We start from the raw sequence: 15,476 nt of genomic DNA on the forward strand, positions 1-15,476 counted from the left end.
CGCCGCCGCTGCGGCCCTTCGCCGGTCCGGTCACGGCGGTCGCGGGCGCGCCGGTGCTCGCCACCCTGGCCGGGCGCTCGCCCGCCGACCAGGAACGGCTGCTCCTGGACGCCATCGCCGACCAGGCCGCCGCCGTGCTGGGCTTCACCGGGCAGGGCGGCGTCGACGCCACCCGCGCCTTCAAGGACCTCGGCTTCGACTCCCTGACGGCGGTCGAGTTCCGCAACCGGCTGGCCACGGCCACCGGCCTCAAACTGCCCACGACGCTGATCTTCGACCATCCGTCGCCGCGTGCCCTGGCCGCCTTCCTGCGTTCGGAACTGCTGGGCGCCCCGGCCACCGTGGTCGCCGCCACCCCGCGCCGGGCCGACGAGCCGATCGCGATCGTGGCGATGGCCTGCCGTTATCCGGGTGACGTGCGCACCCCCGAGGACCTGTGGTCGGTGGTGTCGGGCGAACGCGACGTCATCTCCCCGTTCCCCGCCGACCGGGGCTGGGACCTGGAGCGCCTGTTCGACCCCGACCCCTCCCACGCGGGCACCTCCTACGCCCGCGAAGGCGGTTTCCTGCACGACGCCGCCGGTTTCGACCCGGCCTTCTTCGGCATCAGCCCGCGCGAGGCGGTCAGCATGGACCCGCAGCAGCGGCTCCTCCTGGAGACCGCCTGGGAGGCGTTCGAACGGGCCGGCATCGACCCGACGTCGCTGCACGGCTCGTCCACCGGCGTCTACGCGGGCGTGGTCTACACCGACTACGGCTCGCGGGTACGGCTCCCGCCGGACATGGAAGGCTATCTCGGCATCGGCAGCGCGGGCAGCATCGCGTCGGGACGCATCGCGTACACCCTCGGCCTGCGCGGACCGGCCGTCACCGTGGACACCGCCTGCTCGGCGTCACTGGTGGCCCTGCACCTGGCGGTCCGCGCGCTGCGGGGTGGTGAGTGCGACCTGGCGCTGGCGGGCGGCGCCACCGTCCTGTCCCATCCCGACATCTTCATCGGCTTCAGCCGCCAGCGGGGCCTGGCCCCCGACGCGCGGTGCAAGGCGTTCGCCGCCGCCGCCGACGGCACCGCCTTCGGTGAGGGCGTGGGCCTGCTGCTGGTCGAGCGGTTGTCGGACGCGGTCCGCAACGGCCACCCGGTCTTGGCCGTGATCCGGGGGACGGCGATCAACCAGGACGGCGCCTCCAACGGCCTGACCGCCCCCAATGGCCCATCGCAACAGGCGGTCATCCGCGCGGCCCTCACCGACGCGGGCCTGTCCCCGTCGGACGTGGACGCCCTCGAAGCCCACGGGACGGGCACCCGCCTCGGCGACCCGATCGAAGCCCAGGCTTTGCTGGCGACCTACGGGCAGGACCGCGAGCACCCGGCCTGGCTGGGGTCGCTGAAGTCGAACATCGGCCACACGCAGGCGGCGGCCGGGGTCGGCGGGGTCATCAAGATGGTCGAGGCCCTCCGGCACGGGGTGCTGCCCCGCACGCTGCACGTGGACGAACCCACCCCGCACGTCGACTGGACGGCCGGTGACGTGCGCCTTCTCACCGAGGCCCGCCCGTGGGAGCGGGAGGCCGGGCGGGTCCGCCGCGCGGGGATCTCGGGCTTCGGCATGAGCGGCACCAACGCCCACGTCATCCTTGAGGAAGCGCCTGCCTCACGGATCGACGCACCCAGCCCTCGCCCGCAGACCGAAAGCCCGCGGACCGAGAGCCTTCCCGCAAGTCCGCAGACTGACCGCCCGAGTCTGCACCCGCAAGCCGCCGGCGACACGACGGTGGTGTTGTCGGCCCACGACGCCCAGGCGTTGCGGGCGCAGGCCCGGCGGTTGCGCGACCACGTCGCCGCCCGCCCGGACCTGCTGCCCTCGGACCTGGCCCGCACCCTCGCCACCGGCCGGGCCGCGCTTGCCCACCGGGCCGCCGTCGTCACCGGGGACCGCGAGACCCTGCTCGCGACGCTCGACGCCCTCGCCGGCGACCGGCCCGACCCGAACCTGGTGCGGGGGCAGGTCAGGCCGCTGGGCAAGACGGTCTTCGTGTTCCCCGGTCAGGGCTCCCAGTGGGACGGGATGGCCCGGGACCTGCTGGCCACCTCTCCCGTGTTCGCGGACCACCTGCGGGCCGCCGCCGAGGCGATCGAGAGACACGCGGGCTGGAACCTGATCGATGTGCTGAACGGCCCGCCCATCGATCGGGTGGACGTCATCCAGCCCGCCCTGTTCGCCGTCATGACCAGCCTGGCCCGCCTGTGGGAACACCACGGCGTGCACCCCGACGCGGTCATCGGCCACTCCCAGGGCGAGATCGCCGCCGCCCACATCGCGGGCGCGCTCACCCTCGACGACGCCGCCAAGATCGTCACCCTCCGGTCGAAGGCCCTGCTCGCCCTCGCCGGAACCGGCGGCATGGCCTCCGTCCCACAGAGCGCCGCCGCCCTGGCCCACCACCTCGCCCCCTACGACGACCTGCACATAGCCGCCCACAACAGCCCCAACGCCACCGTCATCGCCGGCGACGCCACCCAACTCGACCACCTGCTCAGCACCCTCGACGCCCGGAAAATCCCGGTCGACTACGCCTCCCACAGCCCCCACGTCCACCGCCTCCGCGACGAACTCCTGGCCCTGCTCGACGGCATCCGGCCACAACCCGCCGCCGTCCCCCTCTACTCCACCCTCACCACCGAGACCCCCGATCTCACCCCCGAGTACTGGTTCGACAACCTCGCCAACCCCGTCCACTTCCACCAGACCCTCTCCAAGCTCCTGGACGACGGCCACACCACCTTCGTCGAAGCGAGCCCCCACCCCGTGCTGACGACCGCCGTCCAGGACACCCTTGAGCACCCGTCGCTGCTGGTCACCGGCACCCTGCGCCGCCAGAAGGGCACCCTCCACCAGTTCCACCTGAACCTGGCCGCCCTGCACGCCGACGGCCACCCGGTCACCTGGCGCCTGCCGGAACAGGGCGTCACCGACCTGCCGACCTACCCCTTCCAGCGCGAGCGCTACTGGCTCACCGGCCCGTCGGTGGGCGGCGACGCCGGAGGGCTGGGCCTCGACGCCGCCGAGCACCCCTTCCTGAGCGCCGTGACCGCGCTGGCCGAGACGGGAGCGCTGGCCGTCACCGGCCGCGTCTCCCGCGACTCCCACGGCTGGCTCGCCGACCACGCCGTGCGCGGCACGGCCCTGCTCCCGGCGACGGCCCTCCTGGAACTCGCCCTCCAGGCCGGGCAACTCTCCGGCACCGCCTTCCGCATCGACGAACTCACCTTGGAAGCCCCGCTCCACCTCCCCGAACGCGGAACCGTCGGCCTCCAGGCGGAGGTGACCGCCCCCGACGAGTCCGGCCGCAGAAGGGTGACCGTGCACTCCAGACGGGCCGGCGACCCCGAATGGACCAGGCACGCCGCCGGAACCCTGACCCCGCCCCCGCCCGGCGAACCGCCCGCGGCGACGGCCTGGCCCCCGCCGGACGCCATCCCCCTGGCGGTCGACGACCTCTACGACCGCCTGGCCGACCTCGGCTACGAATACGGTCCCGCCTTCCGCAACCTCACCGCCGCCTGGCGCGAGGGCGACACCGTCCACGCGGAGGTCCGCCTGCCGGAGGGCCACGAGGACGACGCCGCCCGGTTCGCCCTCCACCCCGCCCTCTTCGACGCCGCCATGCACGCCATGGCCCTGGGAGGTTTCCTCGGCGAGGGGGTCCGGCTCCCGTTCACCTGGTCGGGCGTCGACCTCTACGCCACCGGGGCCACCGCCCTCCGCGCCACCCTGACCCCCGCCGGAGACGACACGGTCACCATCACCCTCACCGACCCGACCGGCGCCCCCATCGCCCGGGTCGAGTCCCTGACCCTCCGCGCCGCCCCCACGACCCACCCTGCCGAACCCACGTCCCTGTACGAACCGACCTGGACCGAGATCCCCCTGGCCGGCCCGGAAAACCCCGGCCGGCCCGCGAACCTCCCCGCCGGCGTGACCGTGATCGAGTGGCCCGCCTCCGTCGCCGACGGCGACGTCCCACAGGTCGTGGCCGCCAACGTGCGGGCCCTGATCGGCCGGCTCACCGCCTGGCTGGCCGAGAACCCCGACCCCGCCTCCCGCCTGGCGATCCTGACGAGGAACGCCGTGATCGTGAACCCGGGCGACCACCTCGACCTCACCGCAGCCCCCCTCTGGGGCGTGGCGAGGTCGGCCGCCACCGAGAACCCGGGCCGCATCACCGTCGTCGACCTCGACGACTCCTCAGTCACCGCCCTCCCGGCGGCGCTCGCCACCGGCGAGCCCCAGCTGGCCCTCCGCGGCGGCACAGCCCTGGTCCCCCGTCTGACAAGAACCCCCCGCCGACCCGAACTCGACCTCCCGCGGGAAAGCTGGCGGCTGACCACCCCGGGCGGCTCCCCCGACGACCTCCGTCCCGCCCCCTTCCCCGAGGCCGACGCCCCGCTGGCCCCCCACCAGGTCAGACTCCACGTCCGGGCCGCCGGGCTGAACTTCCGCGACGTCCTGACCGCGCTCGGCATGGTGCCCTCCCCCACGCCCCTCGGCGCGGAAGCAACGGGCGTCGTGGTCGAGGTCGGCGAGGCGGTCGCGGAACTGGCGGTGGGCGACAAGGTCTTCGGGCTCGTCCCGGGCGCGGTCGGGCCGGTGGCCGTCGCCGACCATCGGTTGCTCGCCGTGATCCCCGACGGCTGGTCGTTCGCCGAGGCGGCGAGTGTGCCGGCCGTCTTCACGACCGCCTACCACGCCCTCGTCACGCTGGCCCGGCTGCGGGCGGGGGAACGGCTGCTCGTCCATGCCGCCGCCGGCGGGGTGGGGCTGGCGGCGCTGCAACTGGCGCGGCATCTGGGCGCGGAGGTGTACGCCACCGCGAGCCCGGCCAAGTGGCCCGCGCTGCGTGCCCTGGGGATCCCGCCGGAGCGCATCGCCTCCTCCCGCACCGACGCGTTCGCGGCCGCGTTCGGCCAGGTCGACGTCGTGCTCAACTCGCTGACCGGGGACCTGCTCGACGCCTCGCTCGGGCTGCTGCCGCCGGGCGGGCGGTTCGTCGAGATGGGCATCGCCGACCCGCGCGACCCGGAGGGCGTCGAGTATCTGCCGTTCGAGCTGCTCGACATGCCGGTCGAGGAGGTGGCCGCCGCCTTCCGGGGCGTGCTGGCGCTGCTCCGGCAGGGCGTGTTGCGGCCGTCGCGGGTGGCCACCTGGGACGTGCGCCAGGCCCCGGCCGCGTTCCGGCACTTCGCCCAGGCGGCCCACGTGGGCAAGCTGGTGCTGACGCTGCCGTCCGTACGGGAAGGGACCGTGCTGGTCACCGGCGGGACCGGCACGATCGGGGCGGCGCTGGCCCGGCACCTGGTGGCCGCGCACGGCGTGCGGCATCTGCTGCTGACGAGCCGGCGCGGGCCGGACGCGCCCGGCGCGGCCGAGCTGGCCGCCGAGCTGGCCGGGGCTGGGGCGGCGGTGCGGGTCGTGGCCTGCGACGCCGCCGACCGGGCGGCGCTGGCCGGGCTGCTGGCCGCGGTGCCCGCCGACCGGCCGCTGACGGCGGTCTTCCACACGGCGGGGGTGCTCGACGACGGCGTGCTCGCCTCGTTGACCCCGGAGAAGGTCGCGGCGGCGCTGCGGCCGAAGGTCGACGCCGCGTGGAACCTGCACGAGCTGACCGGCGACCTCGACGCGTTCGTGTTGTTCTCCTCGGCGTCGGGGCTGCTCGGCGGCGCGGGGCAGGCCAACTACGCCGCCGCCAACGTCTTCCTGGACGCCCTCGCCGCGCACCGCCGCGAGCGCGGGCTGCCCGCGACCTCGCTCGCGTGGGGCATGTGGCGGGAGGCGAGCGGCATGACCGGGCACCTGGGCGCGGCCGACCTGGCCCGCATCGCCCGGGGCGGGCTCACGCCGATGGCCGTGGAGGAGGGGCTGGCGCTGTTCGACGCGGCCGTGCGGGCCGACCGGCCGCTGCTCGTCCCGGCGGTGCTCGACGAGGCCGCGCTGCGGGCGCGGGCCGAGGCGGGCGAGGTGCCGGCGGTCCTGCGGGGGCTGGTGCGTGCTCCCTCGGTACGCCGGGCCGCCCGGCAGGCGCCGGTATCGCCCGCCGGGCTGGCCGAACGGCTGGCCGCGCTGCCGGGGCCCGACCGGGAGCAGGCGCTGCTGACCCTGGTCAGGGAGCAGGTGGCGGCGGTGCTCGGGCACGCCGGAGTCGACGGGGTCGCCGCCGACCAGGCGTTCAAGGAGATCGGCTTCGACTCGCTGACCTCGGTGGAGCTGCGCAACCGGGTGGCGGCGGCGACGGGGCTGCGGCTGCCGACCACGCTGGCCTTCGACTTCCCCACCCCCGTCGCGCTCGCCGCCCACCTGCGCGCGCTCATCGCCCCCGTCGACACGGCGGCCGAGCTCGACCGGCTGCTGGCCTCGGTGACCGTCGACGGGCCCGACTTCGCCACCATCAGAGACCGGCTGCGCGCGGCGTTGTGGCGGTGGGAGGAGGGCTCCCGCCCGGCCGGGGAGGCCGACGACGACCTCGCCTCGGCGACCGACGAGGAGCTGTTCCGCGCCCTCGACGAGGAACTCGACCCGCTGTGACCCCTGGAGACGACATGACCAGCAACGAGGACCGGCTGCGCGAGTACCTCAAGCGGAGCACCGCCGACCTGCGCCAGGCCCGGCGCCGCATCCGCGAACTGGAGGACCGGCAGCACGAGCCGATCGCGATCGTCGCCGCCGCCTGCCGCCTGCCCGGTGGCGCCGACAGCCCCGAGGAGTTGTGGCGGCTGCTCGACGCGGGCGTCGACGCCGTCGGCGGCTTCCCCGCCGACCGGGGGTGGGATCTCGACGCGTTGTACGACCCCGACCCGGACCGCCCCGGCACGGCGTACACGAAGGAGGGCGGTTTCCTGTACGACGCCGCCGGCTTCGACGCGGCCTTCTTCGGCATGGGCCCACGCGAGGCGACCGCCACCGATCCGCAACAACGGCTGCTGCTGGAGACGTCGTGGGAGACCGTCGAACGGGCCGGGATCGCGCCGGGGTCGCTGCGCGGCAGCCGGACGGGCGTGTTCGCCGGAGTGGTGTCGCAGGCGTACGTCCCGCCGCCCGACCGGGTCCCGGACGGCTTCGAGGGCCACCTGATGACCGGCAACGCGACCAGCGTCGCCACCGGCCGGATCGCCTACCACCTGGGCCTGGAGGGCCCGGCGGTGACGGTCGACACGGCGTGCTCGTCGTCGCTGGTGGCGCTGCACCTGGCGGCCCAGTCGCTGCGGCGCGGGGAGTGCGACCTGGCGCTGGCGGGCGGGGTGACGGTGATGGCCACGCCGGTGCTGCTGGTCGAGTTCAGCCGTCAGCGCGGCCTGGCCCCCGACGCGCGCTGCAAGGCGTTCGCGGCCGCCGCCGACGGCACCGGCTTCGCCGAGGGCGTCGGCCTGCTGCTGCTGGAACGCCTCTCGGACGCGCGGCGCAACGGCCGGACCGTGCTGGCCGTGCTGCGCGGCTCGGCCGTCAACCAGGACGGCGCGTCGAACGGCCTGACCGCGCCCAACGGCCCGACGCAGGAGCGGGTGATCAGGGCCGCGCTCGCCGACGCCCGCCTCGCCCCCGAGCAGGTCGACGCCGTGGAGGCGCACGGGACGGGCACCCGGCTGGGCGACCCGATCGAGGCGGGGGCGATCCTGGCGACGTACGGGCGGAATCGGGACCGGCCCCTGTGGCTGGGGTCGGTGAAGTCGAACCTCGGCCACACCCAGGCCGCCGCCGGGGTGGCCGGGGTCATCAAGATCATCGAAGCGCTCCGGCACGAGACGCTGCCCCGCACCCTGCACGTCGACGAGCCGACCCCGCACGTCGACTGGGAGAGCGGCGCGGTCCGCCTGCTCACCGAACCCGTGCCGTGGCCCCGGGGCGACCGGCCGCGCCGGGCCGGGGTCTCGTCGTTCGGTATCAGCGGCACCAACGCCCACGTCATCATCGAGGAGGCGCCCGAGCCTCCGCCGGGAGGCGTCGAACCCGCCGCCCCCGCCGCCCCGTGGCCGCTGTCGGGCCGCACCGAGACCGCCCTGCACACCCAGGCGGCCCGCCTGCTCGACCGCCTGACCGCCCATCCCGACCTGGACGACGCCCGGATCGGCCGCACCCTGGCGCTGGGCCGCACCCCGCTGAAGCACCGGGCGGTCGTGCTGCCCGGCGACCGCGACCAGCGCCTGCGCGCCCTGGCCGACCTCGCGGCGGGCCGGTCGTCACGGCACGTGGTGCGGGCGACGGCGGCCGAACGGGCCGGCGCGGCCTACCTGTTCACCGGCCAGGGCAGCCAGCGCCCCGGCATGGGCCGCGGCCTCTACGCGGAGTGGCCCGTCTTCGCCGAGGCGCTGGACGAGGTGGCCGCCGCCTTCGGGCCGCACCTCGACCGCCCCCTCAATGACCTGCTGTTCGGCGACGACGCCACGGCCCTCGACCGGACCGAGTACGCCCAGCCCGCCCTCTTCGCCCTGGAAGTCGCCCTGTTCCGGCTGCTGACGCGGCTCGCCCCGCCGCCCTCGCGGGTGGCCGGGCACTCGCTCGGCGGGCTGGCCGCCGCGCACGCCGCCGGGGTGCTCTCGCTGGAGGACGCCTGCGCCCTGGTCGCCGCACGCGCCCGGCTGATGCAGGCCCAGCCCGGGGGCGGCGCGATGACGGCCGTCGAGGCGACCGAGGCCGAGGTCGCCGAGGCGCTGGAACCCTACGCGGGCCGGGTCGACCTGGCCGCCGTCAACGGCCCTGCGGCAGTGGTGATCTCCGGGGACGCCGACGCGGTCACCCAGATCGCCGCCGGGTTCACCACACGCGGCCACCGCACCAGCAGGCTGCGGGTCGGCCACGCCTTCCACTCGCCGCACATGGACGGGGCGCTGGCGGCCTTCCGCGCGGCGGCGGCCCGGGTGACGTTCCGCGAACCGGCCATCCCCCTGATCTCGGAGGTGACCGGCCGCGAGGCGGCGTACGGGGAACTGAAGGACCCCGACTACTGGGTGCGCCACCTGCGGTCGACGGTCCGGTTCGGCGACGTGGTCGCCACCCTGCGCGCCGCCGGGGTGAGCACGTTCGTCGAGGTCGGCCCCGACGCCGTGCTCACCCCGATGGCGGCGCGCGCGCTGCCCGACGACGCGCTCGTGCTCCCCGCCCTGACCCGGGACCGGCCCGAGCCGGAGGCGGTGGCGGCGCTGGTCGCCCGGCTCCACGCGGCCGGCGGCGCGGTCGACTGGACGGCCTGGCACCCCGCCGGCCCGGCCGCCGACCTGCCGACCTACCCGTTCGAGCACGAACACCACTGGTGGGGCTCGGCGGCCGAGACCTCGGGGCCGGAGGCGGGAGCGGCCGAGACGACGCTGCTCGACCTGGTGCGGGCGCACGCCGCCGAGGTGCTCGGCCACGCCGCGCCCGACCGGATCGGCCCCGAGGACAACTTCCTGCACATCGGCTTCTCGTCGTTCAGCGCCCTGGAGGTGCGCAACCGGCTGTGCGAGGCGACCGGGCTGACCCTGCCGCCGGTGCTGCTGTACGACTACCCGACCCCCGCCGCCGTGGCGGGTTTCCTGGAGGAGCGGCTCACCACGTGACGGGCAGCCGGTGGATGCCCTGGACGGACCCGCCCGGCTTGACCCCGAGCGCCTCGACGGGCTCGGTGAGGCGCAGGCCGGGCAACCGGGTGACCAGCTCGCGCAGCCCGATCTCCAGCTCGGCGCGGGCCAGGTTCTGCCCGATGCACTGGTGCACGCCGTGCCCGAACGCCAGGTGCCCGCGCGCGTCGCGGGTCAGGTCCAGCGTGCCGGGGTCGGCGTAGACGCGTTCGTCCCGGTTGGCGGCGGCGTTGGGCAGGTAGACCGCGTCGCCGGCGCGGATCGTCACCCCGCCGACCTCGATGTCGGCGGCGGCGATGCGCTGCAGCTCGTCGGCGACCGACAGGAACCGCAGCAGCTCCTCGACGTGATCCTTGGCCCGGTCGGGGTGGTCGCGCAGCACGGCGAGCTGGCCGGGGTGCTCCAGCAGGGTCAGGATGCTCAGCGCCATCATGTTGGCGGTCGTCTCGTGCCCCGCGACCAGCAGGAACATCGAGATCGAGGAGACCTCGGCACGGGTCAGCTGCCCGGTCGCCAGCCGCTCCCTGATCAGGGTGTCGACCACGCCCTCGCCCGGCTCGGCCAGCTTGCGGGTGATCAGCTCGTCGAAGTAGGCGGTCAGCGCCACCGCCGCCTCCGCGCCGTCCTGCGCGGTGCTGGTCGCCATCAGCATCTTGCGGGTCTGCGCCTCGAAGAAGTCGTGGTCGGCGTACGGCACCCCGAGCAGCTCGCAGATCACCGTCGACGGCACGGCCAGCGCGAACTCCGGCACCAGGTCGGCCCCCGGCCCCTTGGCGAGCAGCGCGTCGATGCGCTCGGTGACGATGCGCAGGATCACCGGCCGCAACTTCTTGAGCCCGTTGACGGTGAAGCTCGGCGCGAGCATGCGCCGCTGCACGTCGTGCTCGGGCGGGTCCATGCCGACGAGGGCGACCAGCTTGGACGCGGCCATCCGGGGCACCAGCACCGGGAAGTCGGCCCGCGACCGGTCGGACGACAACCGGGGGTCGAGCAGGAGCGCCCGCGTCTCGGGGTGCCCGGTGACCACCCAGGCGACCCGGCCGTCGTACAGGCGGACGCGGGAGGCGACGCCGGAGGCCCGCAGCTCCTCGTAGCCGGCGGGCGGGTGGTAGGGGCAACCGCGGTTCATGGGGAAGTCGGGGATCTCGCTCATCCGTCCTCGCACAGTCTCGATGGGTGGTGCGGTGCGACGGAGCATCTACGGCGGCGCTGAAGTCGCGCTGAAATCACCAGGCTTCAATGGAGGTGTGGAAGCCGAGACGGTCTCGCGGGTGCGGGCGCGTCCGGTGGTCGTCCCGATGGCGCGGCCGTTGCGCACCGCGTCGGGGTCGGTCACGGCCGCTCCGCTGGTCCTGTTCGACGTGGTCACCGCCGGGGGCGTGACCGGTCGCTCCTACGTGTTCGCCTACGACGCGGCGCTGCTGCCCGCGCTCGTCTCCGTGGCCGGGGAACTGGCCCCCGGCCTGGTGGGGAAGCCGATCGCGCCCGGGGCCCGAATGCGGGAGCTCCAGGCCAGGTTCCGGCTGGCCGGCCTGCAGGGGATCGCCGGCATGGCCGTGTCGGGCGTCGAGACGGCCCTCTGGGACGCCCTCGGCCACCTCACCGGCCTGCCGGTCGCGACGCTGCTCGGCGGTGAGCCGACGCCGCTGAGGGCCTACGACAGCTACGGGATGATGGACCCCGACCGGGAGGAGGAGGCCCTCCGGGGCTCGGTCGAGAGCGGGTTCCGGGCGATCAAGATCAAGATCGGCTACCCCGACGCGGCCCGCGACGTCGCGGTCGTGCGGCGGGTCCGCGAGATCATCGGGCCCGGCGTCGACCTCATGGTCGACTACAACCAGTCGCTCACCCCGCAGGAGGCCCGCCGCCGCCTCGGCCTGCTGGCGGAGTTCGGGCTCTACTGGGTCGAGGAGCCCGTCCACGCCGACGACCTCGCGGGCCACGCCTACCTGCGCCGGACCACCGGCGCCCGGATCCAGACCGGCGAGAACTGGTGGTTCCCGGCCGGTTGTCACGCCGCCATCACGGCCGGGGCCTGCGACTTCGCCATGTTCGACCTCATGAAGATCGGCGGCTTCACCGGCTGGACGCTCGCCGCGGGCCAGGCCGAGGCGGCCTCGCTGCCCGTCTCCAGCCACCTGTTCGTCGAGGCCAGCGCGCACGCCATGACGGTCACCCCGACGGCCGACTGGGTCGAGCACCTCGACCTCGCCGGGGCGGTCGTGCGGGAGCCCCTGCGGCCGGTCGACGGCCGGGTCACCGCCCGGGGACCGGGTCTGGGGATCTCCTGGGACGAGGACGCGGTGGCGGCGTACACGCCGAGGTTTTGACCATTCCTGGATTGTGAGGAAAAACGTATTCTGTATACGTTTTTGGGATGAAGATCCTGGTCGTGGGGGCAGGAGCGGTCGGCGGATACTTCGGCGGCCGCCTCGTCCAGGCGGGCCGAGACGTCACCTTCCTGGTCCGCCCCAAACGGGCCCGGCTCATCGAGGCGCGCGGGCTGCGGATCGTCGGCCTGGGCGAGGAGACGACGCTCCATCCGCGCACGCTCCTGGCGAACGAGATCACTTCGGCGTACGACCTGGTTCTCGTCTCGGTCAAGGCGTCCGCGCTGCGGTCGGCCATGGACGACTTCGCCCCGGCGGTCGGGCCCGGCACGCTCGTCCTGCCGGTGCTCAACGGGATGCGGCACGTCGACGAACTCGCCGGGCGGTTCGGCGAGCGGCGGGTGCTCGGCGGGGTCGTCATGGTGAGCACCACCCTCGACGCCGAGGGCGACATCCTCCGGCTCGCCGACGTGCAGAGCCTCACCTACGGCTCCCGGGCCGGGCCCGCGCCCGACGAACTCGTCGGCGTGCTCGGGGGCGCCGGGTTCGAGACCCGGCTCGCGGCCGACATCGTCGGCGAGATGTGGGCCAAGTGGGTGTTCATCGCCGCGACCGGCGCGGTGACGTGCCTCATGCGCGCGACGGTCGGGGAGGTCGCGTCCACCCCCGGCGGCGTGGAGTTCGCCCGCGCGGTCGTGGCCGAGTGCGCCGCCGTCGCCGAGGCCGCCGGGCATCCGGTGCCGGCCGACTCGCTCGACGCCACCCGCCAGACGGTGACCGCGGCCCACTCGTCGCTGACGTCGTCGGCCTACCGCGACCTGATCCTCGACCGGCCGGTCGAGGTCGAGGAGATCTTCGGCGACCTGGTGCGGCGCGCGGAGCAGTTCGGCGCCCCGGTCCCGCTGCTCGGCCTGACCACCCTCAACCTCCGCGTCTACCAGAGACGACGCGCATGAGCGCGCAGTTCGGCGACTACCAGAACGAGATCTACGCGGGCGGTCTGCGCGGGCTGGTCCCCCCGCTGCCGATGACCTTCGCCGATCTGGAGGCCAGGGCGGAGGCCGCGCTGCCGCCGTCGGTCTGGTCCTACGTCGCGGGCGGCGCGGGCGACGAGCACACCCAGCGGGCCAACGTCGCGGCCTTCCGCCGCTGGGGGCTGGTCCCGCGCATGCTGGCCGGCGCCGCACGGCGCGACCTCCATGTCGATCTGTACGGTATGCGGCTGCCCACCCCGGTCTTCCTGGCCCCGATCGGCGTGATCGGCCTGTGCGCCCAGGACGGCCACGGCGACCTCGCCACCGCACGGGCGGCGGCCCGCACCGGCGTCCCGATGATCGCCTCGACGTTCACCGTCGACCCGCTGGAAGAGATCGTCCCGGAACTGGATGACACGCCCGGCTTCTTCCAGCTCTACACCCCCGCCGACCGCGACGTCGCCGAGAGCCTGATCCACCGCGCCGAGGCGGCCGGGTTCCGCGCCCTCGTCGTCACCCTCGACACCTGGGTCACCGGCTGGCGTCCGCGCGACCTGAGCACCGCCAACTTCCCCCAGCTCCGGGGCTCCTGCCTGGCCAACTACACCAGCGACCCGGTCTTCCGGTCGCGGCTCCCCCGCCCGCCGGAGGACGACCCCCAGGCCGCCACCGCCCACTGGGCGCAGATCTTCGGCAACTCGCTGACCTGGGACGACCTCCCCTGGCTGCGCTCGGCCACCAGGCTGCCGCTGCTCCTGAAGGGGATCTGTCACCCCGGCGACGCCCGCCGCGCCGCGGACGCCGGGGTCGACGGGATCTACTGCTCCAACCACGGCGGCCGCCAGGCCAACGGCGGCCTGCCCGCCCTCGACGTCCTGCCCGAGGTGGTCGAGGCCGCCGGCGGCCTGCCGGTGCTGTTCGACTCGGGCGTGCGCTCGGGGGCCGACGTGGTGAAGGCGCTGGCCCTCGGGGCGACCGCCGTGGGAATCGGCCGCCCCTACGCCTACGGGCTCGCGCTCGGCGGACCCGACGGGATCGTCCACGTGCTGCGGACGATCCTCGCCGAGGCCGACCTGATCATGGCCGTCGACGGCTACCCGTCCGTCGGCGACCTGACGCCGCAGGCCCTGCGGCCGGTCGCGTCATGACACCGCGACGGTGACCTTCCGCCACTCGGTCCACTCGGACACGGCCGGGGCCTCCACCGCCTCCGCGCGGACCCGCCAGCGGATCCGCCACCCGTCGGCCAGCGCCCCCTCGGGCAGCGTGACCGCCGACGGCCGCCCCGACGGCACGGCCACCGGGTCGAGACCGGCCCAGATCTGGCCGGCGCCCTGCTCCGGCAGGCCGGGGTCGTGCTCGACCTCGAAGCGGGCGCGCATCGTGAGCCCGTAGGGGTGGGTGACGAAGACGCGCAACGTCGGGGTGAGGCTGGAGGTCACCGCGATGTCGCCCATCTGCAGGGACGGCAGGACCCTCGGCATGAGCACGCGGGGAGGGACCTCGTGCACCTCGCCGTACCGCCAGCCCGTCCAGGCGCTGACGTGCCCGCTCGCCGGCGCGTGGCCGCGCCCCCGCCAGCGGATCTGCCAGCCCTGCTGCAGCACGCCCTCGGGCACCCGGGCGGACGCCGCCTCGCCACCGGTGGCCAGATCGGAGACGGCGGTCCAGATCAGACCCGTGCCCTGGTCCGGCACGGCCGGGTCGTGCTCGATCTCGAACTCGGCCCGCGCGTCGCCGCCGAGCGGATCGGACTGGCCGCCGGTCAGCAGCGGCGTGCGCGAGGCGACCGTGGTGACCCCGGTCCGCACGTGGACCGGCGTGATCTGAATGGTCCGCGTCACGACCACCGTGCCGGTGTCGACCGTGACCGCGAGGACGGGCGGGGCGAGGTCGGCGCTCTCCCCCGACGCGAAGACCCAGTAGCCGTCCGAGCCGTCGACGGCCAGGCCGTAGTTCTGCGCCCCGGTGGCCCAGGCCCGCACGATGTCGGTGACCGGCCATTCGAGGAACGCGGGCGGGGTCTCGCAGTCCTCCCCGGCGACGGCCGCGCCGTCGGGCGTCGAGGCGGGCGTGCCGCCCCAGTGCAGGTCGTAGGGGTCCCAGGGGGTCGTCACCCGGCTCACCTGGACGCCCTCCTGCGCCCCGGGGTGACACGCCGGCGCGGAGTCGACGGCGAGCCGTAACGTGGCCGAGGTGATGCGGCCCTCCACGGACGGCACGTCGAACTTCAGGTAGGCCCGGCCCCGGCTCCCGTCGGGGAAGGCGCCCACGTAGTGGCGCGGGGCGTCCGGAGCCCCCGGCCCGTCGCTCGACGCCACGCCGACGTCGTCGATCAAGGCCGCGTCCGTCGTGACGTCGGCGTGGGCGGGGACGGCGGTGAGACCGGTCGCCACCAGCGTGGCGGTCAGCAGGGAGAGAGCCCTCCGTCGCAGGAGGGACGTGCCAGACATCATCAAGCTCCTTGGGGTGCGGAGATGATCAATCACATCGCACTAACAGAAACCTTGACAATCGGTATTTTCGATCAGTGACGGCCGTCCGGCGGGTGCGCCCCCGTAGGGC

7 protein-coding genes are annotated in these 15,476 nt (G+C 74.8%); 5 read left to right on the forward strand and 2 right to left on the reverse strand.

The window, feature by feature from the left end:
* The first annotated feature begins 53 nt into the window (after positions 1–53).
* Positions 54–6,581 (forward strand): type I polyketide synthase, encoded by a 6,528-nt coding sequence (locus AW271_RS41375; RefSeq protein ID WP_218007985.1) that lies wholly within the window; start codon positions 54–56, stop codon positions 6,579–6,581.
* Between the two features lie 14 nt (positions 6,582–6,595).
* Entirely contained in the window at positions 6,596–9,586 is a 2,991-nt protein-coding gene (locus tag AW271_RS05955) for a type I polyketide synthase (RefSeq protein ID WP_062333186.1), read from the forward strand.
* Here the strand turns inward: AW271_RS05955 and AW271_RS05960 are convergent.
* On the reverse strand, positions 9,576–10,760 hold the full coding sequence (locus AW271_RS05960) for a cytochrome P450 (protein ID WP_062333189.1): 1,185 nt from the start codon (positions 10,758–10,760) through the stop codon (positions 9,576–9,578). The genes AW271_RS05955 and AW271_RS05960 overlap by 11 nt on opposite strands.
* A gap of 94 nt (positions 10,761–10,854) precedes the next feature.
* Here AW271_RS05960 and AW271_RS05965 point away from each other — a divergent pair, with 94 nt between their 5' ends.
* The 3 genes from AW271_RS05965 to AW271_RS05975 are packed head-to-tail and all read left to right on the forward strand — an operon-like array spanning position 10,855 to position 14,059.
* Positions 10,855–11,937 carry an enolase C-terminal domain-like protein gene (locus tag AW271_RS05965; RefSeq protein ID WP_218007986.1) on the forward strand — a complete coding sequence of 361 codons (1,083 nt, stop codon included), beginning with the start codon at positions 10,855–10,857 and terminating at the stop codon, positions 11,935–11,937.
* A gap of 47 nt (positions 11,938–11,984) precedes the next feature.
* A complete protein-coding gene (locus AW271_RS05970) occupies positions 11,985–12,893 on the forward strand; it encodes a ketopantoate reductase family protein (protein WP_062333192.1) in 909 nt (302 codons plus the stop codon).
* On the forward strand, positions 12,890–14,059 hold the full coding sequence (locus tag AW271_RS05975) for an alpha-hydroxy-acid oxidizing protein (protein WP_062333195.1): 1,170 nt from the start codon (positions 12,890–12,892) through the stop codon (positions 14,057–14,059). Before AW271_RS05970 ends, AW271_RS05975 begins: the two co-directional genes overlap by 4 nt.
* Here the strand turns inward: AW271_RS05975 and AW271_RS05980 are convergent.
* The gene (locus AW271_RS05980) at positions 14,054–15,364 is read right to left on the reverse strand and encodes a DNRLRE domain-containing protein (protein ID WP_169806288.1); all 1,311 of its coding nucleotides are present in this window, start codon (positions 15,362–15,364) and stop codon (positions 14,054–14,056) included. The two genes, AW271_RS05975 and AW271_RS05980, sit on opposite strands and share 6 nt — an antisense overlap.
* Positions 15,365–15,476: the final 112 nt, after the last annotated feature.

It is taken from the genome of Herbidospora sakaeratensis (assembly GCF_001570525.1).
In the GTDB taxonomy this organism is placed as follows: domain Bacteria; phylum Actinomycetota; class Actinomycetes; order Streptosporangiales; family Streptosporangiaceae; genus Herbidospora; species Herbidospora sakaeratensis.